The organism is Rubrimonas cliftonensis, assembly GCF_900107585.1.
GTDB classification, from domain to species: Bacteria; Pseudomonadota; Alphaproteobacteria; order Rhodobacterales; family Rhodobacteraceae; genus Rubrimonas; species Rubrimonas cliftonensis.
The window spans coordinates 49,350-72,692 of the sequence record NZ_FNQM01000003.1; the positions used below are offsets into that span (position 1 = coordinate 49,350).

General features: G+C 72.6%; 24 protein-coding genes and 1 tRNA gene. 8 read left to right on the forward strand and 17 right to left on the reverse strand.

The genetic code is table 11. From position 1 onward, the window contains the following. The first annotated feature begins 26 nt into the window (after positions 1–26). The 4 genes from BLW43_RS05680 to BLW43_RS05695 all read left to right on the forward strand — a co-directional run bounded on the left by BLW43_RS05680 (position 27) and on the right by BLW43_RS05695 (position 2,429). Positions 27–923, forward strand: a complete 897-nt coding sequence (locus BLW43_RS05680; protein ID WP_093250157.1) for an ABC transporter permease — start codon at positions 27–29, stop codon at positions 921–923. Between the two features lie 11 nt (positions 924–934). After that, positions 935–1,990: a BMP family ABC transporter substrate-binding protein gene (locus BLW43_RS05685; protein WP_093250160.1), complete on the forward strand. Its 1,056-nt coding sequence runs from the start codon at positions 935–937 to the stop codon at positions 1,988–1,990. A 152-nt stretch (positions 1,991–2,142) separates the two neighbouring features. Then, positions 2,143–2,313 carry a hypothetical protein gene (locus BLW43_RS23390; protein ID WP_175478774.1) on the forward strand — a complete coding sequence of 57 codons (171 nt, stop codon included), beginning with the start codon at positions 2,143–2,145 and terminating at the stop codon, positions 2,311–2,313. A gap of 32 nt (positions 2,314–2,345) precedes the next feature. Beyond that, positions 2,346–2,429: transfer RNA gene (locus BLW43_RS05695), tRNA-Tyr, on the forward strand. Between the two features lie 147 nt (positions 2,430–2,576). Here BLW43_RS05695 and BLW43_RS05700 read toward each other — a convergent pair. The 15 genes from BLW43_RS05700 to BLW43_RS05775 all read right to left on the reverse strand — a co-directional run bounded on the left by BLW43_RS05700 (position 2,577) and on the right by BLW43_RS05775 (position 16,955). After that, positions 2,577–3,257: an ATP-binding cassette domain-containing protein gene (locus BLW43_RS05700; RefSeq protein WP_175478775.1), complete on the reverse strand. Its 681-nt coding sequence runs from the start codon at positions 3,255–3,257 to the stop codon at positions 2,577–2,579. Between the two features lie 8 nt (positions 3,258–3,265). Continuing rightward, positions 3,266–4,438: an FtsX-like permease family protein gene (locus BLW43_RS05705; RefSeq protein ID WP_093250168.1), complete on the reverse strand. Its 1,173-nt coding sequence runs from the start codon at positions 4,436–4,438 to the stop codon at positions 3,266–3,268. Beyond that, positions 4,435–5,667 (reverse strand): HlyD family efflux transporter periplasmic adaptor subunit, encoded by a 1,233-nt coding sequence (locus BLW43_RS05710; protein ID WP_175478776.1) that lies wholly within the window; start codon positions 5,665–5,667, stop codon positions 4,435–4,437. The genes BLW43_RS05705 and BLW43_RS05710 overlap by 4 nt, the downstream gene beginning before the upstream one ends. 211 nt (positions 5,668–5,878) lie before the next feature. Beyond that, positions 5,879–6,259, reverse strand: a complete 381-nt coding sequence (locus tag BLW43_RS05720; RefSeq protein WP_093250176.1) for a rhodanese-like domain-containing protein — start codon at positions 6,257–6,259, stop codon at positions 5,879–5,881. 12 nt (positions 6,260–6,271) lie between these two features. Beyond that, complete coding sequence (locus BLW43_RS05725; protein ID WP_093250180.1) at positions 6,272–6,865, reverse strand: rhodanese-like domain-containing protein; 594 nt, start codon at positions 6,863–6,865, stop codon at positions 6,272–6,274. 14 nt (positions 6,866–6,879) lie between these two features. Further along, a complete protein-coding gene (locus tag BLW43_RS05730; protein WP_093250182.1) occupies positions 6,880–7,308 on the reverse strand; it encodes a DsrE family protein in 429 nt (142 codons plus the stop codon). Between the two features lie 77 nt (positions 7,309–7,385). Next, the gene (locus BLW43_RS05735; protein WP_093250185.1) at positions 7,386–7,805 is read right to left on the reverse strand and encodes a hypothetical protein; all 420 of its coding nucleotides are present in this window, start codon (positions 7,803–7,805) and stop codon (positions 7,386–7,388) included. A gap of 56 nt (positions 7,806–7,861) precedes the next feature. Then, complete coding sequence (locus BLW43_RS05740) at positions 7,862–8,863, reverse strand: SLAC1 anion channel family protein (RefSeq protein ID WP_093250188.1); 1,002 nt, start codon at positions 8,861–8,863, stop codon at positions 7,862–7,864. Positions 8,864–8,875: 12 nt separating this feature from the next. Next, complete coding sequence (locus BLW43_RS05745; protein ID WP_093250190.1) at positions 8,876–9,232, reverse strand: DUF5368 domain-containing protein; 357 nt, start codon at positions 9,230–9,232, stop codon at positions 8,876–8,878. 12 nt (positions 9,233–9,244) lie between these two features. Next, positions 9,245–10,558 carry an NAD(P)/FAD-dependent oxidoreductase gene (locus tag BLW43_RS05750; protein ID WP_093250193.1) on the reverse strand — a complete coding sequence of 438 codons (1,314 nt, stop codon included), beginning with the start codon at positions 10,556–10,558 and terminating at the stop codon, positions 9,245–9,247. Continuing rightward, positions 10,545–10,685, reverse strand: coding sequence for a cytochrome bd-I oxidase subunit CydX (cydX, locus tag BLW43_RS05755; protein ID WP_093250196.1), 141 nt, complete (start codon positions 10,683–10,685; stop codon positions 10,545–10,547). The genes BLW43_RS05750 and cydX overlap by 14 nt, the downstream gene beginning before the upstream one ends. Positions 10,686–10,700: 15 nt before the next feature. Continuing rightward, the gene (gene cydB / locus BLW43_RS05760) at positions 10,701–11,867 is read right to left on the reverse strand and encodes a cytochrome d ubiquinol oxidase subunit II (RefSeq protein ID WP_093250198.1); all 1,167 of its coding nucleotides are present in this window, start codon (positions 11,865–11,867) and stop codon (positions 10,701–10,703) included. A 5-nt stretch (positions 11,868–11,872) separates the two neighbouring features. Further along, positions 11,873–13,471, reverse strand: a complete 1,599-nt coding sequence (locus BLW43_RS05765; protein WP_093250201.1) for a cytochrome ubiquinol oxidase subunit I — start codon at positions 13,469–13,471, stop codon at positions 11,873–11,875. Positions 13,472–13,596: 125 nt separating this feature from the next. Beyond that, entirely contained in the window at positions 13,597–15,249 is a 1,653-nt protein-coding gene (locus tag BLW43_RS05770) for an amino acid ABC transporter ATP-binding/permease protein (RefSeq protein WP_093250204.1), read from the reverse strand. Beyond that, complete coding sequence (locus BLW43_RS05775) at positions 15,249–16,955, reverse strand: ATP-binding cassette domain-containing protein (RefSeq protein ID WP_093251529.1); 1,707 nt, start codon at positions 16,953–16,955, stop codon at positions 15,249–15,251. Before BLW43_RS05775 ends, BLW43_RS05770 begins: the two co-directional genes overlap by 1 nt. A gap of 172 nt (positions 16,956–17,127) precedes the next feature. Between BLW43_RS05775 and BLW43_RS05780 the strand changes: the two genes are divergently transcribed. Together BLW43_RS05780 and BLW43_RS05785 are read left to right on the forward strand one after the other, a co-directional pair. Beyond that, positions 17,128–17,601, forward strand: coding sequence for an RrF2 family transcriptional regulator (locus BLW43_RS05780; RefSeq protein ID WP_093250206.1), 474 nt, complete (start codon positions 17,128–17,130; stop codon positions 17,599–17,601). Next, positions 17,598–18,221 (forward strand): class I SAM-dependent DNA methyltransferase, encoded by a 624-nt coding sequence (locus BLW43_RS05785; RefSeq protein WP_093250209.1) that lies wholly within the window; start codon positions 17,598–17,600, stop codon positions 18,219–18,221. The genes BLW43_RS05780 and BLW43_RS05785 overlap by 4 nt, the downstream gene beginning before the upstream one ends. A 7-nt stretch (positions 18,222–18,228) precedes the next feature. On the opposite strand, the gene BLW43_RS05790 is transcribed toward BLW43_RS05785, so the two are convergent. Together BLW43_RS05790 and BLW43_RS05795 are read right to left on the reverse strand one after the other, a co-directional pair. Next, positions 18,229–19,110 carry an MBL fold metallo-hydrolase gene (locus BLW43_RS05790; protein WP_093250212.1) on the reverse strand — a complete coding sequence of 294 codons (882 nt, stop codon included), beginning with the start codon at positions 19,108–19,110 and terminating at the stop codon, positions 18,229–18,231. Between the two features lie 74 nt (positions 19,111–19,184). After that, positions 19,185–19,823: a peroxiredoxin gene (locus BLW43_RS05795; protein ID WP_093250215.1), complete on the reverse strand. Its 639-nt coding sequence runs from the start codon at positions 19,821–19,823 to the stop codon at positions 19,185–19,187. A gap of 99 nt (positions 19,824–19,922) precedes the next feature. On the opposite strand from BLW43_RS05795, the gene BLW43_RS05800 reads away from it, so the two are divergent. Together BLW43_RS05800 and BLW43_RS24255 are read left to right on the forward strand one after the other, a co-directional pair. Then, complete coding sequence (locus BLW43_RS05800) at positions 19,923–20,834, forward strand: hydrogen peroxide-inducible genes activator (RefSeq protein WP_093250224.1); 912 nt, start codon at positions 19,923–19,925, stop codon at positions 20,832–20,834. Between the two features lie 1,195 nt (positions 20,835–22,029). Further along, the gene (locus BLW43_RS24255; RefSeq protein WP_093250227.1) at positions 22,030–23,337 is read left to right on the forward strand and encodes a 2-dehydropantoate 2-reductase; all 1,308 of its coding nucleotides are present in this window, start codon (positions 22,030–22,032) and stop codon (positions 23,335–23,337) included. The last annotated feature ends 6 nt before the right edge of the window (positions 23,338–23,343 follow it).

Genomic DNA, 23,343 nt, shown 5'->3' on the forward strand with positions numbered 1-23,343 from the left:
GCGCGTCGGGCGTGGAGGCTGACCCTATGGAACCGTTTCTCATATCGGTGATGATCGCCGCGACGCCGTTCCTCTTCGCCGCCACCGGCGAGCTGGTGGCGGAGCGCTCGGGCGTGCTGAACCTCGGGCTCGAAGGCATGATGCTGATGGGCGCCGTGACCGCCTTCGCCGCGACGAGCGCCACCGGTTCGCATCTGCTTGGCGCGCTCGCCGGGGCCGGGGCGGGCGTCGCGATGGCGCTCGTCTTCGCGGTTCTGGCGATCTCGCTGATGGCCAACCAGGCCGCCACCGGGCTGGCGCTGACCATCTTCGGCATCGGCGCCTCCGGCCTCGTCGGACAGCCCTTCATCGGCCAACCGCTGGACAGCCTTGCGAAACTTCCCGTGTGGGACGCGACGGCGCTGACGCGGGTCATCACCGGTCACGACCCGATGACCTATCTGGCGCTGGCGATGGCCGGGGGCGTCGCGTGGTTTCTCTACCGGACGCGGGCGGGGCTGGCGTTGCGGGCGGTGGGAGACAGCCATGGCAGCGCCCATGCGCTCGGGCTGCCAGTGACGGCGACGCGATATGCGGCAGTGCTGTTCGGCGGCGCCATGGCGGGGCTTGGCGGCGCTTACATATCAATCGCCTACACGCCGATGTGGGGCGAGAACATGACGGCCGGGCGAGGCTGGATCGCGCTGGCGCTGGTGGTGTTCGCGACGTGGCGGCCGGGCCGCCTGGTGGCCGGCGCCTACCTGTTCGCCGCCGTGACGCAGGCGCAGTTCTATGGGCAAGCCCTTGCGATTCCCAGTCAATTTCTGGCGATGGCGCCCTATCTGGCGACGATCGCGGCGCTGGTCGTCATCTCTCGCGACAAGGCGCTGACCCGCGCGAACGCGCCCGCCTGCCTTGGCAGACCCTTCCGACCTGACCGCTAAAAGGAGCATCCATGCGTAGAACACTCGCAGCACTCGCCGTCGGCCTTGTTGCAACATCCGCCGCAGCACAGGAGTTGAAGGTCGGTTTCGTGTATGTCGGGCCGATCGGCGACTTCGGCTGGACTTATCAGCACGATCAAGGACGGCTCGCCGTCGAGCAAGCCTTCGGCGACCGCGTCGAAACGACTTATGTCGAAAGCGTGCCGGAGGGGGCCGACGCCGAGCGCGTGATCCGCCAGCTCGCCGCGTCGGGCCATGGCCTCATCTTCACGACGTCTTTCGGATACATGGACGCCACCGCCAAGATCGCAGAACAGTTTCCCGACGTGAAGTTCGAGCACGCCACGGGCTACAAGACCGCCGCGAACCTCGCCATCTACAACGCCCGTTTCTACGAGGGGCGCGCGGTGATCGGCACGATCGCGGGCCGCATGACGAGGACCAACAGGATCGGCTACATCGCCTCCTTCCCCATTCCCGAAGTCATCATGGGCGTGAACGCGGCGACGCTGGCCGCGCAGAAAGTCAACCCGGACGTCGAGATGACCGTGACCTGGGTCAATTCATGGTACGATCCCGGTCGCGAGGCCGACGCAGCCAAGGCGCTGATCGCGCAGGGGATCGACGTCATCATGCAGCACACCGACAGCCCCGCGCCGGTGCAGGCGGCGGCGGAGGCCGGCGCGCTGGCCTTCGGGCAGGCGTCGGACATGCGCCGCTTCGGCCCCGAGGCGCACATGACCGCGATCATCGACGACTGGGCGCCCTACTATGTGAAGCGCGTCGGGCAGGTGCTTGACGGCACATGGGAAAGCACGAACTCCTGGGCGGGCTTCGCCGAGGGCGAGGTGGTGATGGCGCCCTACTGGAACATGCCCTACGAGGTAGCCGTCGAGGCGGCTGACCTCGAGCGCGCCATCCGGCTCGGCCGCACGCACCCGTTCGAGGGCCCGGTGGTGGACCGCGACGGCGCCGTGCAGGTGCCCGAGGGCGAGACCGCGAGCGACGCGCACCTGCTGAGCATGGGCTACTTCGTCCAGGGCGTCGTCGGCGACCTGCCGAAGTGAAGCCTGCGCGCCGCCGCCGCGAAACGCTCGTGGCGGCGGGCTGCGAGGCGAGTGTGCTCGCGAGGCGCGGCTCAACCCCAGTCGATGCGAAGAACCCTGCGTTCGACCTGCTTTCAGGCGGTTCCGGCGACGCTGCGCAGAAGCGGCCAGCGATGGTGGGCGAGATGACCGGCGCGGCGGCGCGGGAGGCGCCGGAGCGCGACCATGGCTGGTCGACCGAAAAACCGGAGCGGGGCGACGCACGGATCGCCTGCGGCGACCGGCTCGACGGCGGCGGCTTCGACCATCCGCGCCGGCGCAGGCGTCTGCCTCCCCCGTCTTGACGCCCCCCGCCCCTTCCAATATCCCGGCCGGCGGGAGGGATGCTCTAAGGTAGAGCAGCGGACTGTAAATCCGTCGAGGAGACTCACAGTGGGTTCGATTCCCACCCCTCCCACCACCGGACGCGTCTTTGACCGTCAACGGGTTCCCTCCGCTCCCATCGATGCGCAGGCGCGCTGCGGTTCGCGCTGGTCTCGGGCCATGGCGCCGCCGGGCCGGTCTCTCCCGGCGCGCGACGACGCCTGAGGGCGCCGCGCCGGCGCGCTCATGACACGATCCGCCCATCCTCCAGGGTGAGGATGCGGTCGGCGCGGTCGAGGATGCGGTTGTCGTGGGTCACGAGCAGCGTCGTCGTCGCCCGCCGGCGGCCGAGCCGCTTCAGCAGGTCGACGACCTCGCCGGCGCTGTCCCTGTCCAGCGCGGCGGTCGGCTCGTCGGCGAGCACCAGCGCGGGGGCGCCGACGAGCGCGCGCGCCACGGCGACGCGCTGCTTCTGGCCGCCGGAGAGGTTCGCCGGCAGGTAGTCCGCCCTGTCCGACAGGCCGACGAGGCCGAGGGCGCGCGTGGCGGCGCGGCTCGCGAGATCGTCCGGCACGCCGGGGCGGACCTGCGCGCCCATCATGACGTTCTGCCGCGCCGTCAGGCTCTCATGCAGGTTGTGGGACTGGAAGATGAAGCCGAGCCGCCGGCGCAGGGCGGTCAGCTCCGCCTCCCCCGCGCCCCGAAGCTCATGCCCCATCAGGCGCAGCGAGCCGTCCTGCACCGCGCGCAGGCAGCCGATCAGGGTGAGCACCGTCGTCTTGCCCGACCCCGACGGTCCTATGAGCGCGGTCAGGCCGCCGCGCGGGAGCGCGAGGTCGATGTCGAACAGCGCCTGCTTGCGCGCCTCGCCGGCGCCGAACCAGTGGTTCAGCCCGCGGGCCTCGACGATGATCTCGCCGTCCACGCCGCGCCTCAGAAAAGATCGGCGGGGTCCGCCGCCGCAAGCCGCCGCGTGGCGACGATCCCCGACAGGACCGAGAAAAGCACCGTGCCCAGAAACACCGTGACCGCCATGCCCGGCGTCATCGTGAGCGGCAGGGTGGTGAGCGCGCCCATCAGCGACAGGATCGCGGCGCCGAAGACCAGCCCCGGCGCGAAGCCGAGAAGCCCCAGCACCAGCGCCTCCTCCACGACCACGCCGGCGAAGAACATCGGACCGTAGCCCATCGCCTTGAAAGTCGCGTATTCGCGCAGATGGTCGGCGACGTCGGCCGAAAGCACCTGATAGACGATCACGAGGCCGACGAGGACGCCGATCAGGACGCCGAAGCCGAAGATGATCCCGGTGGGCCGGCGCGTCTGCTGGTAGCGCAGATCCTCCTGCGCGGCGTCGGCATAGGCGCGGATGCGCAGGCTGTCGTCGGAGATCAGCGTGCGCAGCCGCGCGGCGACCGCCGTCGCGTCCGCGCCCCGGCGCAGCTGCAGCAGGATGTGGTCGGGCGCGCCGGAGCGGCGCGCGGGAAACAGCGAGAGGAACGTCTGGTCGGAGACGATCATGTAGCCGTCGCCGCCGAACCCGCCGCCGCCGGCGAAGGTGGTCATCGCCGTCACGGTGCGGCCCTCGGTCTCGAACGAGCGGGGCGTCTGCGGGCGGATGGCGGCCGCCTCCTCGCGCGGCAGGCCGCGCGCGCGTCGGTCGAGGATGGCGGCGCCCTGCAGCTTCAGCAGCGCCGCGTCGGCGGCGATCTCGGGCGCGAGAAAGCGCGGCTGGGCGGGGTCGACGCCGAGGGTGTTGAGGCTGATGTCCTTCTCCCCCCGGTCCCAGGGCGCCGTGCCGACGAACAGCCCCATGCCGGCGACCACGTCGGGGTCGGCGAAGGCCTGCAGCATCCACTGCCTTGCGACGTTGCCGCCCTCGTTCAACGCGTTGGCGTCGCCGGCGGAGATCATGACGTCGGCCACGAAGAAGTCGTAGGGCCGCAGCGTCGCCGCCGCCATCGCGTTCATGATGCCGAGCTGCACGAAGACCAGCACATTGGCGAAGGCGACGCCCGCCAGCGCCGCGATGAAGCGCCCGCGCCGGTGGGTCAGCTGCAGCCAGCCGATCGGCATCCGACCGAACAGCCGTTGCAGCAGCCCGCTCATGGCGCGGCCCGTGCGCCGGCGCCGGTGTCGATGCGCGCGACCGCCTCGAGGCCGACCAGCCGGGCGGCGAGGCCAGTGGACTCGGCGTCGAGCGCGACCAGGACGCGGATCACCCTTGCGTCGGAGTTGGCCGCCGCGTCGTCGGAGATCAGCCCCTGGCGCCCCACGGTGAGGCCGATGCTCTCGACCCGGCCGCGCAGGGACCGAGCGAGCGCGCCGGCGGCGAACTCCACCGGCTGGCCGACGGCGACGGCGCCGATGCGGTCCTGCCAGACCTCGACCTCGGCCATCATCGCGCTGGTGTCGCCCATCTCCATGACGCCCTCGGCCGGCGGGCGCTGGCCGGGCGTCGCGTGGATGTCGAGGATCACGCCGTCGATCGGCGCCCGCACCTCGGAACGGCCCAGATCGAGGCGCGCGCGCGCGAGCTCCGCCTCGGCGGCGAAGACATTGCGAGCCGCCACGACGACGTCGGGCTGGTCGTCGAGCGCGCCCGACCCATAGCGCGCCAGCGTCGCCTCGGCCCGCGTCACGGCCAGCGTCGCGTCCTCCGCCGCCGTGCGGGCCGCATCGAGCACCGCGCCGGTGGCGACGCCGCGCGCGGCGAGGTTCTCGGTCCTCGCCAGTTCGGTCCGCGCCTCGCGGGCGGCGGCGCGCGCCTGGTCGAGGGCCGCCTCGGCCTCCGCGCGGCTCGCGGCCACGGCGCTGCGGGTCTGGCCGAGACTGGCCTGCGCCACGGCGAGCGCGGCGTCGGCGGTGAGGACCGCCGCCTCCAGCGCCTGGCGGTTGTCGAGCAGGGCGACGACCTGGCCGCGGGCGGCGCCGTCGCCGATCGAGACCATGATCTCCGCCACGCGCGCGTCGCCGGCGCCGTAGGGCGCGGCCACGATGGCGACGTCGCCGCGCGGCATGAGGCGCGCCAGACCCACGACGTCGGTGGGCAGCAGCGTCTCGGCGAGCGCCCGCGGCATCTCGATATCGGGGGGCAGCGCGATGGGGTTCGGCGATCCGCCGCCCGGCTGCAGTCCGGTCAGCGCATAGAATTTCTGCAGCCCGGGCGGCTGGTAGTACAAGCCGATCACCGCGCCCGTGAACATGAACGGCGGAATGAGCAGTACAAGCAGGTAACGCCAACGAAACCAGCCGCGCCGACGCGGCGGCGCGGCCGCGTCCGCCTCCTCCGCGGGCCGGAGGTCGATCGGCAGGTCGGCGTCGTCGCGATCCGGCATGGCCGTCATCGCGCCCGACCGGACGACGGTGCGACCGGCGGCGCCGAGGCGGCGCCGGTCGCGATCCCGAACACGATCCCGTCCACGGGGCCGAGCCCGGCGCCGATCGCGACGCCCGCCCAGGCGCCGACCCCTGCCCCGATCCCGGCCCCGATCCCGGCGACCCGCGAACGGGCGGAGCCGGGGCCGGTCCGGGGCGCCGGGCGGCCCGTCACTTCGCCGCGGACCGGCGCGGGGCGCCGGTCGCTGGATCGATGGACAGATAAGGCAGGCCGGCGGCCTTCCACGCCGCGAAGCCGCCCTCGAGATGGGCGGTCCGCGTCCACCCCGCCGCCGCGCAGGCCTCCGCCACGCGCCGCGACCGCACGCCCGAGCCGCAGTGGAACACGATGCGCTTGTCGGTCTGGGTCGGCAGGTTGCTGGGCTTGAACTGCGCCATGGGGGCGAGAAGCGCCCCCTCGATGTGCTCGAAACCGTATTCCTGCGGCGTGCGCACGTCGATGACCACCACCTCCGCCTGCTCGAACGCCTGCGACAGCTCCTGCGCCGTCCAGTGCTCCAGCACGCCGGTCGGCGTCTGCTCGATCTTCATGTCGGCCTCCGATCACTTGCTCCGAACGAACATCTTCTCGCGGTCGAGGGCATAGCCCCAGGGCAGGCCCGAGTTCTTCCAGCCGTCGACGTTGCGGACCGGGTTGTCCGGCGACGCCTTCGAGGTTGCGCCCTCGAACCCGTCCACCACGACATGGACCGCCGCCAGACCGAGCCCTTCGAGCGCGGCGGCCGAGGGCGCGCCGCGCTCCCCGCCCGAACGGCACATGAGGATGACGGGCGCCGCGCGGTCAAGCCCGCGGGCCGCGAGCGCCGCGAGAACGGCCTCGGCGAAGGACGGATTGCGATCCATCGCGAACACCGGCTTGCTCGCGTGCCACCGCGTCGGGTCCGACAGAAGGAACGGGATGTTCACGTCCACCAGCGGCGCGAAGCCGGTGAACATGATCTCGACGGGGTCGCGCACGTCCACAAAGAGCACCGCGTCGCCAAGGTCGCGCTTCATGGCGGCGGCCTCCGTCGCGGTGAGGTAGAGGCCCCAACTGGTCTGCCGGGCCGGGTCGGTCGGCGCGTCGGCCGCGAGGGCCGGCGCCGCCGCCGCGAGCAGGGAGAGCGCGAGCGCGCAGGTTCTGAGCATTGGCCGCATGGTCTCCCCTCCCTTCAGAACGACCAGACGCGGGCGTCGTCGTCCATCATGGCCTTGGCCATCGCGGGCGGCGCCGCGACGCCGACGCCCTCGATCAGCACGTCAGGCTGCGCTCGGAGGCCGGGGAGATAGATCGCGCAGACCTCGACCGTCGCGCCCTTCTGCATGATCGCGCGCAGCAGGCCCTGGGGGCTCATGTCGCGCGGCGGCTGCGGCGCGGTGGCGGTCTCGGGCGCGTCGCGCAGCGCAAGGTCGCCGCCCGGACCGCAGAGCAGCACATGCGCCTGCGCGCCCTGCTGGACGGCCTGCATCGTCAGCACCATCGCCATGAGCTGGGTCTGGGGCTCGGGCGCGGTCACGACCGTCACGAGCCGGTCGTCGTCGGCATGGGCGGCGCCGGCCATCGCGGCGGCGGCGAGGAGGGGGAGCAGGAACTTTTTCATCGAGCTGGTCCTTTTCGATGTGAACGGTGGATTGCGAGGTTCAGGGGCGCCCCGCCGGTCGGGACGCCCAGTCGGCGTCAGCCGGCGGCGAGGGTGACGAGGGACTTGAACTGTTCGGGGCTGAGCAGCGCGCGCCACTTGTCGGCGCATCCCGATCGCATGAGCAGCAACCGGGTCTCGGCCGCGCCGATGCGGGCGGCCAGCGCCTCCCGCTCGGCCTGCGGCGCGCCTGTCAGGATCGCCTCCCGGAGCGTCACGCGCAGGGCGACCGTCTCGTCCTCGAAGGCCATGCGTTTCGCGGGCATGGCGGCGAGGTGCGACCGCACTTCAGCCCTCTGGGCCGCGTCGAGATCGAGCGCGTCCATGTTGGCGACGAGAACCGGCGTCAGCGCGACGATCGGGGCCGACAGCCCGAGCGACTGCGGCTTGCGGGGCCCTTCGGCGGCGCCGGCGAAGGCGGCGAGCGACAGGGCGGCGGCGAGGACGAGGGATCTCATGGTCGGTTCCTTTCGGGTCGGTGGTTGTCGCATCGGGGAGGCGCCCGGCGGCGACGTCATTCAGGGACGCAGATGCCGCGGGTGGCGATTGCATAGAGGGTGCGTGCGAGCAGGAAGGCGACGATGGCGGCCAGCAGCGCCAGCAGCCCCGCGCCGATCAGGCGATGCGCTTCGGACTGGGCGGCGCCGGCATGGGCGAAGCTGGCGATGGAGAGCGCGGCGACCGGGAAGGACAGCGCCCACCACGACAGCGCGAAGGGAATGCCCCGGAAGCGACCGACCTGCATCAGCACGATCAGCGCGAAGACGTAGCCGAGGCTCAGCAGGATGTGGCCGAAGGCGCCCGGCTCGCCCGCCAGCCGCAGCCAGGCGACATAGGCGACGGCGGGCGGCGCGATCAGGATGGTCAGCGTCGGCGCCAGCTTGCCGGGCATCGGCTCATGGAACATCAGCCGGTTGACCACCAGCGTGAGCAGCACGACCCAGAACATGAGCCCCGCCGAGAAGAACAGCCATGACAGCTCGACATGGCCGAGCGGGACGCCGGCGATGGGGACGATCACGTTGCCCACGGCCGGGATGAACCAGGCGGGCGACAGATGCGGGGTCTGGAACGGGCGATGCCCGATCCAGGCGCCGATCACGGCCAGCGCGAGCGCACCCTGCGCGGCGACGCCGAGCATCCACACCCAGTCGGCCACGCCGGGGGCGACGGGCAGCAGCGCGGTGGCCAGCAGCAGGGTCGAGATGGAGATCGCCGGGAAAAAGGCGATCCGCACCGGATGCGCCCATTCGGCCGCCATGGCCGCCGGGTGGCGCAGCGCCTTAGCGAGATAGCCGAGCAAGATCAGCGCAAACGACCCGACGGCGGCGGCGAGGACGACCTCGAAGGCCTGATGGCCCAGGCCGTAGGCCTTCGATGCGGCGTGCACGGCCAGCGCCAGGCCCATCAGGCCCATGACGATGGCGAAGAAGGTGACGGGGAAGTGCTCCAGCCGGCCATGGGACAGGGGCGCGGGTCCGGGGCCAGGTCTGGGCGCGGCGGCGATGTCGGCCATGGCGCGATGCTCCTATTCTTCGGCGGCGGGTCGCCGCACCAGCGACTGGGCGGTGTAGACGAGCACGGCGGCGCCCACGGCCCCGGCCGCGGCGACGCCCATCAGCACGATGACGTCCACCGGCCCCCCGACGTCGCGCAGGCCGGAATGGGTGATGCGCCAGACGAAGCCCACCGCCGCCGCCGCGCCGAAGGGCATCGCGAGCTGCGCCAGCAGGAACTTGCGCCACGACACGCGGCGGTCGCGGATCAGCACGTAGAGGTAGAGCAGGGTGACGACCGCGGCGGCGCCGGCCATGCCCCAGAACAGGGCCGGGCCGAACATCTCCTCCCAGACCGCGATCACCATGCCGAGGGTCAGATCCTTCATGGCGGGCTCCTCTCAGGCGTCGCCGCGCAGCATGGCGAGGTAGGTCGGCTTCAGCGCCAGCTCCTTGATCAGCCAGCTGATCCACAGCTCCTCCAGCGGCGCGATGACGCCGGGGAACGAGGGCGCGAGATTGTTGGCGTAGTCGAACTCCACCAGCATCGCGCGGCCGACGCGGGTGATGAGCGGACAGGAGGTGTAGCCGTCATAGCGCGCGGTTCCCTCGCGGCCCTGAAGCGCGGCGACGAGGTGATCGACCATCACCGGAACCTGCCACTTCACGCTGGCCGCGGTCTTGCCCTTGGGCACGCCGGCGACGTCGCCCACGGCGAAAACCTCCGGATAACGGCGGTGGCGCAGGCTGTGCGGGTCGACCTCGACCCAGCCCTGATCGGTCCAGCGGTCGGCCCAGCTCAGGCCCGACTCGCGCACGGGCCGCGGCGCGCGCTGGGGCGGGATGACATGGAGGTAGTCGTAGCCGATCTCGACGTCGCCTTCGGGCGTCGCGAAAGTGGCGATGCGGCGGCCCGGCTCGATCGCCTTCAGGACGTGATCGTGGACGGCGCCGATGCGGCGCGTCTCGAACAGCATCCGCACCTTCTCCGAGACGATCGGCACGGAGAACAGCGCCTTGTTGTTCGCGGCGTAGAGGATCTCGCGCCGCGCGCCGGCGGCCCCGCGGCTGGCGATGTCGTCCACCAGAAAGCAGTGCTTGAGCGGCGCGCCGGCGCATTTCATCTCGGTCGCGGGCCGTGTGAAGACGGCGAGCCCGCCCTTCTCGGCGTAGGCCGAGACGGCGGCCCAGGTGCGCGCGGCGTCCTGCGGCCCGCCATAGAGCGCGCCGAGGCCGTTTGTCCCGATCATGTCGCGCGAGAAGCCCTCGATGGCGTCGTCGTCCAGCGCCAGGCCCAGCGCCACGATCAGGAAATCATAGCCGAGCGCGCGGCCGGCGTCGGTAGTCACTCGCCGCGCCTCCGGGTCGATGGCGGCGACGGCCTCCTCGACCAGCGTCACGCCGGCGGGAAGCCACTCGCGCGTGCGGCTGAGCACGTAGCCCTCGGGCTTCAGCCCCGTCGCCACCAGCGACAGACCGGGCTGGTAGAGGTGCTCGCGGCGCGGGTCCACCAGCGTGATCGCGGCGCCTTCCACCCGGCGGGCGAGTTGGTTGGCGGCGGTGATCCCCGCCGCGCCGGCGCCAAGGATCAGGATGCGGGCGCTGGTCCCGACCGGCTGCGCCTCAAGGGGCGCGGCGGCGGCGGCGGCGAGCGCGGCGGCGGCGAGGCCGAGGAAGCGGCGGCGCGCGGCGGGGGCGGCGTCAGCTTCGGTCATCACGCGGCTCTCCGGATTCGAACGCCGCGGCCATCGCGTCGTCCTCGCGCATCTCCAGCCACATGGCGTTGACGACGGCGAACATCGCGGCGAGCGGCAGGCCGAGGGCCCAGGCGAAATACCACATCGTGACAGTCCTTTTTCAGTAGAGCGCGTGGCCGTTGTCGACGACGTCGCGTTCCGTGACCTTTCCCCACAGCACCCGGTAGACCCAGGCGGTGTAGAGCAGGATCAGCGGCAGGAAGATCGCCGTGGAGACCAGCATCACGAACAGCGTCAGGTGCGAGGACGAGCTGTCCCAGACCGTCAGCGACGAGCGCGGGTCGATCGAGGACGGCAGGATAAAGGGAAACATGGTCAGCCCCACCGAGGCGATCACCCCGAGAATGGCCATCTTGGAGGCCAGCAGCGTCGTCACCTCCCGACCGGCGCGAAGGCCCCTGAAGGTCAGCAGCGCGCCGGCGACGCCCATGGCGGGCGCGACCGCGATCCACGGCCGCTCGGCGTAGGCGACGAGCCACGATGCGCCGCGCGCGACTTCGGAATGCAGCGGGTTTGACGGGCCGTCGGTCACGACCGCGCCGACCAGCCGGTAGCCGTCGATCCCGATGGCGAGCCACAGCCCGGCAAGCAGGTAGCCGCCCACGGCGACAAGCGCGGCGGTCGAGCCGTAGGCCCGCGCCCGGTCGCGCACCGCGCCGTCCTCCAGTTTCAGCGTGAGCCAGGCCGCGCCGTGCATGGTCAGCAGCGCGAGCGACACGGCGCCCGCCAGCAGCGAGAACGGGTCGAGCAGCGCGAGAAGCTTCCACAGCGCGCCGCCCTCGTAGATCGAATGCAGGTCGTCGGTCAGGCGGAACGGCGCGCCCTGCATCACGTTGCCGACCGCGACGCCGAACAGCAGCGCGGGGGCCGCGCCGGAGACGAACAGCGCCCAGTCCCAGCGCGCCCGCCACGCGGCGCCCTCGCGCTTGGAGCGGTACTTGAAGGCCACGGGGCGCACGATCAGCGCCGCCAGCACCAGGAACATCGCGAGGTAGAAGCCCGAGAAACTGACGGCGTAGAGCGGCGGCCAGGCGGCGAAGATCGCGCCGCCGCCGAGGATGAACCACACCTGGTTGCCCTCCCACACCGGGCCGACGGTGTTGATGACGACGCGGCGCTCCACGTCCGAGCCGGCGACGAAGGGCAGCAGCGCGCCCACGCCCATGTCGAAGCCGTCGGTCAGCGCGAAGCCGATCAGCAGCACCCCCAGCAGCACCCACCAGATCAGGCGCAGAAGCTCGTAGGACATCAGTTCATGCAGGATCATGGCCGTCACTCCGCGGGAGTTGCGATGGCGGAAGGCGCGAGGCGGTCGCGGCGCGCGGCCCGCCAGCTTTCGGTCTCGGCGACGTCGAGGTAGGGGCCCTTGCGGATGAACTTCAGCATCAGCGCCATCTCGATGACGAACAGCACGGTGTAGAAGGCGACGAAGCCGGCCAGCGTCAGCGCAAGCTCTGTGACCGACAGGTGGCTGACGGACATCGCGGTGGGCAGCACGCCGTCCACGGTCCAGGGCTGGCGGCCGAACTCGGCGACGAACCATCCCATCTCGGCCGCGATCCAGGGCGCCGGGATCATCGCCACAGCCAGCCAGAGCGCCGGTCGCGGGAACCGCATCCCGCAGAACGAGGCCCGCCAGAAGAAGTAGGCCATGGTCGCGATGAACGCGAAGCCCAGCGCCACCATCACCCGGAACGCCCAGAACAGCGGCCAGACGGTGGGCACGGTGTCGCCGGCGGCCAGCGCGATCTGCGCCTCGGTCGCGTCGCGCGGGTCGTCGACGTATTTCTTCAGCAGGAAGGCGAAACCGAGATCGCCGGCGTGGGCGTCGAAGGTCGCGCGCGTCTCGGCCGGCGTCGCCTCGCGCAGCGCGCGCACGTCCATCAGCGCGTCATAGGCGACGAGGCCCGAGCGGATGCGGTCCCCGGCCTGCGCCACCAGCTCAGCTATGCCGGGGATCTGGGTGTCGAGCGAGCGGGTGCCGATCAGCCCCATGGCGAAGGGGATGTGCACCGCATAGTGCGTCTCGCGCGCCGCCTGATCGGGGAAGCCGAAGACGGTGAACGGGGCCGGGGCGGGCTCGGTCTCCCACATCGCCTCGATTGCGGCGAGCTTCATCTTCTGGCTGTGGGTCGCCGAGTAGCCCGACTCGTCGCCGAGCACGACGACCGACAGCGCTGAGGCCAGCCCGAAGGACGCCGCCACCGCGATGGAGCGCCGCGCGAGGTCCACATGGCGGTTCTGCAGCAGATACCAGGCCGAGACGCCCAGCACGAACACCGCCGCCGTGACGTAGCCGGCCGAGACGGTGTGCACGAACTTGGCCTGCGCGACCTCGTTGAACATCACCTCGAAGAACGAGGTCATCTCCATGCGCATGGTCATCGGGTTGAACTCGGCGCCGACCGGGTTCTGCATCCAGCCGTTGGCGATGAGGATCCACAGCGCGGAGAAGTTCGAGCCGATGGCGACCAGCCAGGCGACGACGAGATGCTGGACCTTCGACAGCTTGTCCCAGCCGAAGAAGAACAGGCCGACGAAAGTCGCCTCGAGGAAGAAGGCCATCAGCCCTTCGATGGCGAGCGGCGCGCCGAAGATGTCGCCGACGTAGTGGCTGTAGTAGCTCCAGTTCATGCCGAACTGGAACTCCATGGTGATGCCGGTGGCGACGCCCAGCACGAAGTTGATGCCGAACAGCGTGCCCCAGAACTTGGTCATCTGGCGCCAGATCGGGCGGCCCGTCATGACATAGACGGTCTCCATGATCGCGACGATGATCGACAGACCGAGCGTCAGCGGCACGAACAGGAAGTGATACATGGCGGTCATGGCGAACTGCAGCCGTGACAGCTCGACGATCCCGATCTCCATACGAAAACCTCCCAGCGCAGAGGGCGAGCCGAAAGGCGCCCCGCAGATACGCATTCAGGCTTAGGGGGTCCGCCGGGCCCTCGCGTTGATCCGGATCAAAAACATGTATTCGGAATGAATGATTTTTAGAGCGGCAGAATCCGGTCCGCCCAAGCGACCTCGGCCTGCCGATGCGCCGCGATCATGAAGGCGGCGTCCGGCAGGGCCGCGCGCAGCCCCGCCAGCACCTTGGCCGCCGTCGCCGCCTCAAGCCCCTCCGTCGGTTCGTCCAGCAGCATCGCCGCCGGGCGGCGCAGCAGGGCGCGCGCCAGCGCGAGACGACGGTGCTCGCCGCCCGAGAGGCCGGCCCCGCGGTCGCCCAGCGCGAGATCGAGACCGCCGCGCAGCGCGACAGCGGGCCAGAGCGCAACGGTCTCCAGCGCGTCGCGCAGCGTCGCGTCGTCGGCCCGCGGCGCGGCGAGGCGCAGGGCCTCGCGCACAGTCCCGCGCATCAGCGCCGGCCGCTGCGGAACCATGGCGACGGTCGCGCGCAGCGAAGGTTCGGGCCATGCGGCGAGGTCGCGGCCGAAAAGTCGGACGGCGCCGGCGTCCGGCGCCAGCATCCCGGCGCAGAGCGCGAGCACGGTGCTCTTGCCGCCGCCGCTCGGCGCCGTCAGCGCGAGCGTCTCGCCCGGCGCGAGGCGCAACGAGAGGCCCGCAAGCACGGGCGCCGCCGCGCCGGGGCGGGAGAAGCGCACCCTGTCCAGCGCCAGCGCGGCGGCGCCGGCGACGCGCCCTGGCGCCGCGGCGGGCGAGGCGGGCGCAGTCCCGCCGCCGAGTTCCGGCGCGACGCGGCCCGCGGCGTCCGCGATGCGGCCGTAGTCGGCGACGGCGCGACGGAGCGGGGCGAGGGTCTCGGCCAGCGCCAGCGCGACGAAGGGGCCTAGCGCCGCGCGGGCGGGATCGAGCGTTCCCGACGCCACCGCCGCCAGCCCCAGCGCCAGCGCGCCGCAGGCCGCCGCCAGCGTCAGCGCGTCGAGCGCGAGGCCCGCGCGCCGCTCGATCCGGTCGAGCCGCGCGCGGTCGGTCCGGCGCCGGCGGTCGGCGTCAAGCGCATGGGCGATCTGCGCCGGGAGCCGCCCCGCCGCCGCGAGCTGCTCCCGCGCCCTGACGAGCCCGACGACGCGCGCGCGCAGCGCCTGCAGCGCGCGCTCGGCGCGGCGCGCGGGGGCGCGGGCGGCCTGCGCCCCGATGAGCAGCGCCGCCCCGCCGCCGGCCAGATGCAGGCCGGCGACCCAGAGACCGATCGCCGGGCCCGCGAGCCAGCCGAGCGCCAGCCCGGCGGCGACCTGCGTCGCCGCGCCCGCCGCCACGGGCAGGATCAGCCGCAGCGGCGCGCCGTCGAGCGCGTCGACGTCCGCCGTCAGCCGGTTGAGCGCCTGCGCCCCGCGCAGCCGCTCCAGCTTGGCGAAGGGGGCCGCCGCGAGGCGCGCCAGCAGCCGCACGCGCAGGGCCGTCAGCGCGCGCAGCGTCGCGTCATGGGTCAGCAGCCGTTCGCCGTAGCGCGCCGCCGCGCGGCCCAGCGCGAGGAAGCGCACCGCCGCCGACGGGCGGAACACGTCGAACATCGCGCCGGCGCCCGCCAGCCCCGCCGCGCCTGCGGCGACGATGAACCAGCCCGACAGGCCCAGCAGCGCCGCGCCCATCGCCGCGACGCAGACCGCCAGCGCCGCGCCGCGCAGGAAGGCGGCGCGCTCGGCGCGCAGGATGGCGCGGAACACGGCGAGGATCGCGCGCATCAGCGCCCCGCCGCCGCGATGACGCGGTCCATGCGCGCGGCGAGCGCGGCGTCGTGGGTGGCGACGATCAGCGTCGCGCCGGTCGCGGCCAGCGCCAGAAGCCCCTCCGCCACGGTCGCCGCCGTCGCGGCGTCGAGGTCGGCGGTCGGCTCGTCGGCGAGGAGCACGTCCGGCCGGGCGTGCAGCGCGCGGGCGAGCAGGATGCGCCGCGCCTCGCCGCCAGACAGGCCAGCGCCGCTCTCGCCGAGCCGCGCCAGCAGGCCCCGCGGCAGGGTCGCGACCACGCCCGCCGCACCCGCCGCCGCCAGCGCGGGCGCGAGCGCCGCCGCGTCGGCTTCGGCGTTCGTCCCCAACCTGCCGTCGGTCAGGATGCGGCGCAGGCTCTCGTCGGCGAAGGCGGGCGTCTGGGGCGCGAAGGCGAGGCGCGCGCGCCAGGCGTCGGCGCACGCGTCATCCAGCGCGCGGCCCGCGACCTCGATCGCGCCGGCGTCCGGCCGGTCAAGGCCCGCGACGAGCCTCAGCAGCGTGGTCTTGCCGGAACCGGAAGGCCCGACGAGGGCGACGCGCTCGCCCGGCGCGATGTCGCCGTCGGGCCAGCGGATCGAGCCGCGCCGGAGCCCGCGCCAGCGGATCGCAGCCGGGCCGTCGAGGGGCGCGGCGGCGGCGCCGGCGCCGAGCAGAGGGCGCGACGTCCCGTTCTCCAGCGCCGCGAGCTCCGCCGCGACGGCCTCGGCGGCGGCGCGGTCGTGCCAGGCGGCGGCGAGATCGCGCAGGGGCTGGAAGAACTCCGGCGCCAGCAGCAGAAGCCAGATCGCCGCGAAGGGCGTCACGCCGCCCGACCAGCCGCCCCAGCCGATCACGCCCAGCACGCTGAAGCCGCACCAGACCGCCACCATCGCCACGCCGATCGCCGCGAAGAGCTCAAGCACCGTGGAGGAGAGGAACGCCACCGCCAGCACCGCCATCGTGCGCGCGCGCAGCGCCTCCGCGGCCCTAGCGAAATCGGCGCCGGCCCGGTCCTGCGCATCCAGAAGCCGCAGGTCCGGCAGGGCGGACAGCCTGTCCACCAGCAGGTCGTTGAGCGCGCCGACCTCGACCATCTGCCGCCGGCTCGCCTCCCTCGCCGCGATGCCGACCAGCGCCATGAACACCGGGATCAGCGGGCCGGCCACCAGCAGCACCAGCGCCACGGCCCAGGACTGGCTGAGCGCGAGCGCAAGGATCGCCGGCGGCAGGACCATGGCGCGCGCCCGCGCCGGCCCGTAGCGCGTGAGCCACGGAGCCAGCAGGTCGAGCTTCTCACCGGCCAGCGCCGCAAGCGCCCCGGGACCGGCGGACCCGTTGGCGGAGCCCCGGCCCGCGCGCTCGACCAGACCTGCGCGCAGCGACCCGACCAGCCCTTCGGCGGCGCGGAACGCGCGGGCCTGTCCCGCCGAGGCGAGCCCGGCGCGCGCCAGCCCCAGCGCCGCGAAGGCGCAAAGGGCGATCCAGGGCGCGGCGGCGCCGTTCCAGAGAGAGCCCGTCGGAGCGTCGGAGAGCGCGCCGGAGAGCGCCCATGCGAGCGCCCATGCGAGCGCAGCCGCCTGCGCCGGCCACAGCAGCCCGGCCGCGACGCCCAGCGCGGCGGCCCGGCGCAGCGGCCTGCGCGCCGGCTCCGCAAGCGCGTCGAGCGTCCCGCGCGCAAGGGCGCCGTGATCGCAAGCCATTTCTCGCGAGGTTTCGACCGCTGGGATCACCGACATCGTTCGAGCCTGTTCCTGTCTCCACGCTCTCTCGCCGGTTCGTCGGGTCGCGCCCTTGACGCAGGTCAATTCCACATCTTCCGTACAAGATTAAATGTCGTCCGCGGCGCGGAGGCGCCCCGAGGAGGGAGCGCCCATGCGGCTCACCATGCGAAGCAATCTCGCGATGCGCACGCTCATGCAGTGCGCGGTGAACGTCGACCGGACGGTGCAGGCGCGGGACGTCGCGTCGGCCTGCAACGCCTCGGTCAACCATGTCGCGCAGGTGGTGAGCAGGCTTGCGGAGGCGGGGCTGCTCGCCACAGCCCGCGGGCGCGGCGGCGGCCTCCGCCTCGCCCGCCCCGCGCGGGAAATCTCGGTCGGGGCCGTGCTGAGACGCTTCGAGGCCGATGTCCCCTTCGCGGAATGCATGGCGGCGACGGGCAACACCTGCCCCCTGCCCGCGGCCTGCCGCCTGCGCGGCGCGCTGTCTCGGGCGCTGGAGGCGTTCTACTGCGAACTCGACCGGCTGACCCTGGCGGATCTGGTGGACGACAACGCCGCGCTCGCAGCCCTGCTCGCCCTGCCGCAGCGCGACGCGCCCGGCTGCGCCGCGGGGACGGCGACGTGAGCGCGGCGTTCTGGGACCGTCTCGCAAGGCGCTACGCCGCGCGCCCGGTGCGCGACGCCGCCGCCTACGCCCGCACGCTTGAGCGGACGGCCGCCTGGCTCTCGCCCTCGGACGCCGTGGTGGAGTTCGGCTGCGGCACGGGGACCACCGCGCTGGCGCTGGCCGGCGCTGCGGCGCGCATCGACGCCACGGATTTCTCCGCAGGCATGATCGCCATCGCGCGGGAGAAGGCCGAAGTCGAGGGCGCAGCGACCGTCGCCTTCACGCAGGCCGACCTGTTCGACGCCGGCGCCGTCCCCGGCCCCTACGACGCGGCGCTCGCCTTCAACTTCCTGCAGCTCATGCCCGACCTGCCCGGCGCGCTGGCGGCGATCTCGCATCGGCTGAAGCCGGGAGGCCTGCTGATCTCCAAGACGGTCTGCATCGGCGAGCCGGGATGGCGGCTGGCGCGGGTCGCGGTGCGCGGGCTGAAGGCGTTCGGCGTCGCCCCGCCGCTCCAGTTCCACCAGATCGCCACGCTGGACCGCGCCGTGGAGGACGCGGGCTTCGCGATACTCGAGCGCGGCGTCTTCCCCGAGCGCCCGCCCGCGCGCTTTCTCGTCGCGCGCAAGGCGGGCTGAGGCCGCGTCAGTCCTCGCCGCGCGGCGCGAAGCGGTCGAGCGGGATCTTCAGGTAGCGATGGCCGTCGGCTTCAGCCTCGGGCGGGCGCCCGCCGCGGATGTTCACCTGCAGCGCCGCGAGCATCAGCTTCGGCAGCGGCAGGGTCGCGTCCCGCGCGTCGCGCGTGGCGATGAAGGCGGCGCGGTCGAAGCCGTCGCGCAGATGAATGTTGGCGGCCTTCTGCTCGGCCACCGTGCTCTCGCACCGGGCCTCGCGGCCTTTCGGCGCGTAGTCGTGGCCGACGAAGACGCGCGTCGCGTCCGGCAGCGCCAGGATGCGCGTGATCGAGGCGTGCAGGTCGGACGAGGAGCCGCCGGGGAAGTCGGCGCGCGACGTGCCGCTGTCGGGCATCATCAGCGTGTCGTGGACGAAGGCCGCGTCGCCGGCGACACAGGTGACCGAGGCGAGGGTGTGGCCGGGAGAGAACATCACGCTGACGGGGATCTCGCCCACCATGAAAGTCTCGCCGTCGGCGAGCAGCCTGTCCCACTGGCGGCCGTCGCCGGGCAGGTCGGGCAGGTTGTACAGCCCCTTCCAAAGCGCCTGCACCTTGACGACATGCTCGCCGATGGCGCGCGGGGCGCCCAGCCGCTCGGCCAGCCACGGCGCGGCGGAGAAGTGGTCGGCGTGGGGATGGGTGTCGAGGATCCAGGCGACGTCGATCCCGGTCTCGCGGACGTAGGCGAGGATCGCCTGAGCGTTCGCGGCGGCGATGGCGGCGGCGCGGGGGTCGAAGTCGAGCACCGGGTCGACGATCGCGCCCTTCATGGTGTTCGGGCAGTGAAACACATACTGCCAGCTGCCGGTCGGGCGGTCCCAGAAGCTCTTCACGACGGGTTTGGGCTGCATGGCGAGGCGTCCTTGAGGGGCTGATCGGGGGCGGGCCGCGCCAGGGGGCGCGACCCGATGACGACTGCGGGCCGTCAGAGCGCGCGGCGGGCGAAGTACCAGTCGGTCACGTCGTAGGGCTCGCCCATCCGGGCCTCCGCCGCCTCGGCGGTGGCGGGCGGCGGCACGATCACCATTTCGCCGGGCTTCCAGCCCTCGGGCGTCGCCACCTTGTGCGCGTCGGAGGTCTGAAGCGCCTCCAGCAGGCGCAGGAATTCGTCCACCGAGCGGCCGTTGGACATGGGATAGTAGGCCATGGCGCGGAGCACGCCCTCGGGGTCGATGACGAAGGTGGCCCGCACCGCCGCCGTGTCGGAGGCGCCGGGCTGGATCATGCCGTAGGCCGAGGCGACCGCCATCGACAGGTCGGCGATAATAGGGAAAGGGATGTGGACCGAGAACTTCTCCTCGATGTTCCGCATCCACGCGATGTGGGCGTAATGGCTGTCGATCGACAGACCGAGCAGTTCGCAGTTGAGCGCCGCGAACCTGTCGGCCCGCTCGGCGAAGGCGATGAACTCGGTGGTGCAGGTCGGCGTGAAGTCGGCCGGGTGCGAGAACAGCACCAGCCACTTGCCGCGATAGTCGGCCAGCGTGCGGCGGCCGTGGGTGGTGGGGGCGTCGAAATCCGGCGCCGGCTCGTTCAGGCGCGGCAGTGCGGGAGCGTCGGTCATGGCGGTGATCCTTTGTTGCTTCGCAGTCATGGCTACCAGCGCCACTCAATCGAGAGAAACGAATTGAATCTACGAGTGTGATCGCCTATCTCGATTGCCATGCGCACGCCCGTCACCCTTCGACAGCTGGAGTTCCTCGTCGCGCTCGACGACTCGCGCCATTTCGGCCGTGCGGCGGAGGCTATCCATGTCACGCAGTCGACGCTCAGCGCCGGGCTGAAGGAACTTGAGACGACGCTCGGCGCGACGCTGGCGGAGCGCGACCGCCGCCATGTGGCGATGACGCCGCTGGGCGCGGCGCTGGCCGTCCGCGCCCGCTCGATCCTTCGCGACGTGGAGGGGCTCGTCGAGCAGGCCGCGACCGAAAGCGACCCTCTGGCCGGCATGCTGCGGCTCGGCGCGGCGTCGACCATCGGGCCCTATGTGTTTCCTGCGCTTGTCGGCGGCCTCGGCGCGCGGTTTCCACGGCTGAGGCTTCGCCTGCAGGAGGGGCTCAGCGACGATCTGCGCGCCGGCCTGCGCGACGGCGGCCTCGACGCGGCGATCGTCGCGCTGCCCTACGACATGGGCGACGCCGAGACGCGCGCCCTCATCGACGACGGCTATCTGCTGGCCTGCCCAAAGGACCACCCGCTCGCCAACCGCGACGAGATCGACGGCGGGGATCTGACGGACCGTCCGCTGCTGCTGCTGGAGCGGGGCCATTGCCTGCAGCGCCACGCGCTTTCGGCCTTCGGCGACGAGGCGCTGCGACAGGATGCGGCCTATGAGGCGACCAGCCTGCCGACGCTGGCGGCGATGGTCGCGGCGCGGGCCGGAGTCACGCTGCTGCCGGAGATCGCCGTGCGCGCCGGCGTGGCGGAGGGCCATGACCTGGCGCTGATCCCGATCCGCGGCGCCCATCCCAGGCGCATCGCGCTCGCCTGGCGGCGCGGCGCGGCGCGATCGGCTGCATTCGAGGCGCTCGCGTCGGCCTGCGCGGAGATCCTTCGAGCGGGACAGAGGCCATGAAGGCGCCGCGCGGCCCGCGGTGAACGCCATGGCGTCGCCGGCTTTTGCGCGGCGCGCGATCAGGGCGACGGCCATCGCGCCGGGCGCGCGGTCTCCCCTCTCCGCCGGGTCCGCGCCGAGGTCGGCTGTCCCGGCTCCATCGGCGGCGATCAGGGCGGCGGGTCAGCATCCGGCGATCACCGCCTGCGCCCGCCGCTGTGCCCGGCTCCTGGGCCGGCCCTGCCGGCCGCGTCGGCGCGACGCTCGACTTCTCCCGGCCCGCAGAAGCCCCCGCGACGCGCCCATCCCGGCCCGCCCGGCGCGTGCACGCGGACATCGGTCAGCGCGCAGCGGCGCATCCCGCCGTTCCTGAACCCGGCGCATGGGCATGCCGATCCAGACGCCAGGCCGCCGCCTGCGCCGGATTTCCTTCGCTTCGCCGACCCTTCCACCGCAGAGAACCTGCTCTCTGGCGCCGGCTTCCGGCAGATCCGGTCGCAGACGGTGGAATGCGCGTTCGAGTTCGATGAGCCGGAAGGACTCCGGGAGATTTTCTCGCAGGCGACGGTGCGGGCGAAGATGCTGATCGCGGCGCAGCCGACCAGGAACCGTGAGGCGATCCGTCGCGCCATGGCGGACGCCGTCCTCGGCGCCTCCGCCGACGGCGCAAGATTCCGCGTCTCTGCACCGGCGGCGCTCATGTCCGCCCGCGCTGGACGGGAATTCGCAGCAGTAGGCCCCGGTTTCGAGGCGACAGACCGGAGGCCGTCGCCTTCTCAGGCTCTCGGCGCGCCGCCCCGTTCGATGGGGATGGGCTGCGCAAGAATTCGTCGACGGGCCTCGGCCCATGGCTGACCCCGAGCGATCGCGACGCAGCGCATGGGCGTCATCGAGACGCCATCAGCCGCCAGCCAGACCAAGGGCAGGTCGCCGTCCGCCCCCCCCCACCACGCATCCCGGCGCGCATCCCGGCGAAGACCTCCTCGATCCGCGACGGTCCGGGAGCGGTCGCCACCGGTCACGATCCGGGGCATGGTGAAGCCCCTGCCCGTGTCCTGCGGGATCAGGGGCGCCCGCGCAGCTGTTCAGGTCGTCGACGATGCGGAGCGGGCGATCGCTCCTGGAGGGGCCCGGAACCCGCGGGACTGGACGGGCGCCCCTCCGCAACCCGAACCGGAGCAGCGCTTCAACAGACCGGGGAGGGAGACTTCGAGAGATGGGCGGACTTCGGATACTGGTCCTCGGCGCCGGCGGCGTGGGCGGCTACTTCGGCGGGCGCCTCGCGCAGGCCGGCGTCGACGTGACGTTCCTGGTGCGCGAGCGCCGGCTGCGGCGGCTCAACGCCGAAGGACTGCGCATCAGGAGCCCCTTCGGCGACGCCGCCATCGCGGTGAAGGCGGTCGCCGCCGCTGAAGACGGGGGCCGCTTTGACGCGGTGCTGCTGGCCTGCAAGGCCTATGATCTGGAGGACGCCATCTCCACCGTCGCGCCCGCGGTCTCCGACGGATGCGCCGTGCTTCCCCTGTTGAACGGCGTCGCGCATATCGACCGTCTGAACGCGGCCTTCGGCGCCGGGCGCGTGCTCGGCGGCCTCGCGAAGATTCAGGCGACGCTGACCGAGGACGGCGTGGTGGAGCACTTCAACGACTGGCGCTTCCTGACCTTCGGCGAGCAGGACGGGCGCATGACCGGCCGCGTCGCGGCGCTGGAGGCCGCCTTCGCCCAGGCCCCCGGCTGCGTCGCTGAGGCGGTTCCGGACGTGATGCGCCGGCTTTGGGAGAAGCTCGTCCACGTCGCCACCTCGGCCGGCATGACCTGCCTGATGCGGGCCAATGTCGGGGAGATCGTGCGCACCGCGGACGGCGCGGCCCTGCTGCGGCGGCTGCTGGAAGCCAACGCCGAGATCGCAGCGCGGCTCGGCCACGCCCCCAGCCCGGCGTTCATGGAGACCTACCGCGCCACGTTCTCCGACCCGTCATCCGGCTACTCCACCTCGATGCTGCGCGACATCGAGCGCGGCGCGCCGACCGAGGGCGACCACATCCTCGGCTTCATGCTGGACAGCGCGCGGTCGGTCGGCGTCTCGGAGCCGATCCTCGAACTGGCCTGCGCCCATGTGCAAGGCCTACGCCCGGCGACGCGATGCCGGCAGGCTCCCGACGCGCGCCCCCGGAGCGTCGGTCGGGGCGTCGTCACGCGGAGGCTGACGGCGCGGCCCGCCCTTCCCCGCCGCCCCTCTCCACCGGACGGTCCGCAGGCCGGCGCAGTCGAAGGCGCCGCGCGTCCCCAGCCGCCGCGACGCTGTCGACTCCGAAGCCCGCGGCCGGCGCCGGGCCGGGCCGGCGACGCCGCCCCGCTCGTGCAGGCCCAGCGCTCGTGCCCAGCGCTCGTGCCCAGCGCTCAGGCCCCGCTTTCCCGCGGCATACCCATCGAGGCGCCGCCGGGGTCGTCGGCGGCGAGCGTGAGCTGGGGCTGGAACAGCTCCACGCCCTTCTCGGCCAGCGTCTTCTGGAGCGCGGCGTAGGCCATC

Bases quoted from the DNA above. Each gene is read 5' to 3' on its own strand.
- BLW43_RS05710 (WP_175478776.1), bottom strand. From the start codon at position 5,667: ATGCCGGATCGCGACGACGCCGACCTGCCGATCGACCTCCGGCCCGCG.
- BLW43_RS05735 (WP_093250185.1), bottom strand. From the start codon at position 7,805: ATGAGATCCCTCGTCCTCGCCGCCGCCCTGTCGCTCGCCGCCTTCGCC.
- BLW43_RS05740 (WP_093250188.1), bottom strand. From the start codon at position 8,863: ATGGCCGACATCGCCGCCGCGCCCAGACCTGGCCCCGGACCCGCGCCC.
- cydX (WP_093250196.1), bottom strand. From the start codon at position 10,685: ATGTGGTATTTCGCCTGGGCCCTCGGCCTGCCGCTCGCCGCGATGTTC.
- cydB (WP_093250198.1), bottom strand. From the start codon at position 11,867: ATGATCCTGCATGAACTGATGTCCTACGAGCTTCTGCGCCTGATCTGG.
- BLW43_RS05730 (WP_093250182.1), bottom strand. From the start codon at position 7,308: ATGAAAAAGTTCCTGCTCCCCCTCCTCGCCGCCGCCGCGATGGCCGGC.
- BLW43_RS05795 (WP_093250215.1), bottom strand. From the start codon at position 19,823: ATGACCGACGCTCCCGCACTGCCGCGCCTGAACGAGCCGGCGCCGGAT.
- BLW43_RS05685 (WP_093250160.1), top strand. From the start codon at position 935: ATGCGTAGAACACTCGCAGCACTCGCCGTCGGCCTTGTTGCAACATCC.
- BLW43_RS05705 (WP_093250168.1), bottom strand. From the start codon at position 4,438: ATGAGCGGGCTGCTGCAACGGCTGTTCGGTCGGATGCCGATCGGCTGG.
- BLW43_RS05765 (WP_093250201.1), bottom strand. From the start codon at position 13,471: ATGGAGATCGGGATCGTCGAGCTGTCACGGCTGCAGTTCGCCATGACC.
- BLW43_RS05720 (WP_093250176.1), bottom strand. From the start codon at position 6,259: ATGAAGATCGAGCAGACGCCGACCGGCGTGCTGGAGCACTGGACGGCG.
- BLW43_RS05780 (WP_093250206.1), top strand. From the start codon at position 17,128: ATGCGGCTCACCATGCGAAGCAATCTCGCGATGCGCACGCTCATGCAG.
- BLW43_RS05775 (WP_093251529.1), bottom strand. From the start codon at position 16,955: ATGGCTTGCGATCACGGCGCCCTTGCGCGCGGGACGCTCGACGCGCTT.
- BLW43_RS05680 (WP_093250157.1), top strand. From the start codon at position 27: ATGGAACCGTTTCTCATATCGGTGATGATCGCCGCGACGCCGTTCCTC.
- BLW43_RS05790 (WP_093250212.1), bottom strand. From the start codon at position 19,110: ATGCAGCCCAAACCCGTCGTGAAGAGCTTCTGGGACCGCCCGACCGGC.
- BLW43_RS05725 (WP_093250180.1), bottom strand. From the start codon at position 6,865: ATGCGGCCAATGCTCAGAACCTGCGCGCTCGCGCTCTCCCTGCTCGCG.
- BLW43_RS05770 (WP_093250204.1), bottom strand. From the start codon at position 15,249: ATGCGCGCGATCCTCGCCGTGTTCCGCGCCATCCTGCGCGCCGAGCGC.
- BLW43_RS23390 (WP_175478774.1), top strand. From the start codon at position 2,143: ATGGTGGGCGAGATGACCGGCGCGGCGGCGCGGGAGGCGCCGGAGCGC.
- BLW43_RS05800 (WP_093250224.1), top strand. From the start codon at position 19,923: ATGCGCACGCCCGTCACCCTTCGACAGCTGGAGTTCCTCGTCGCGCTC.
- BLW43_RS05745 (WP_093250190.1), bottom strand. From the start codon at position 9,232: ATGAAGGATCTGACCCTCGGCATGGTGATCGCGGTCTGGGAGGAGATG.
- BLW43_RS24255 (WP_093250227.1), top strand. From the start codon at position 22,030: ATGGGCGGACTTCGGATACTGGTCCTCGGCGCCGGCGGCGTGGGCGGC.
- BLW43_RS05750 (WP_093250193.1), bottom strand. From the start codon at position 10,558: ATGACCGAAGCTGACGCCGCCCCCGCCGCGCGCCGCCGCTTCCTCGGC.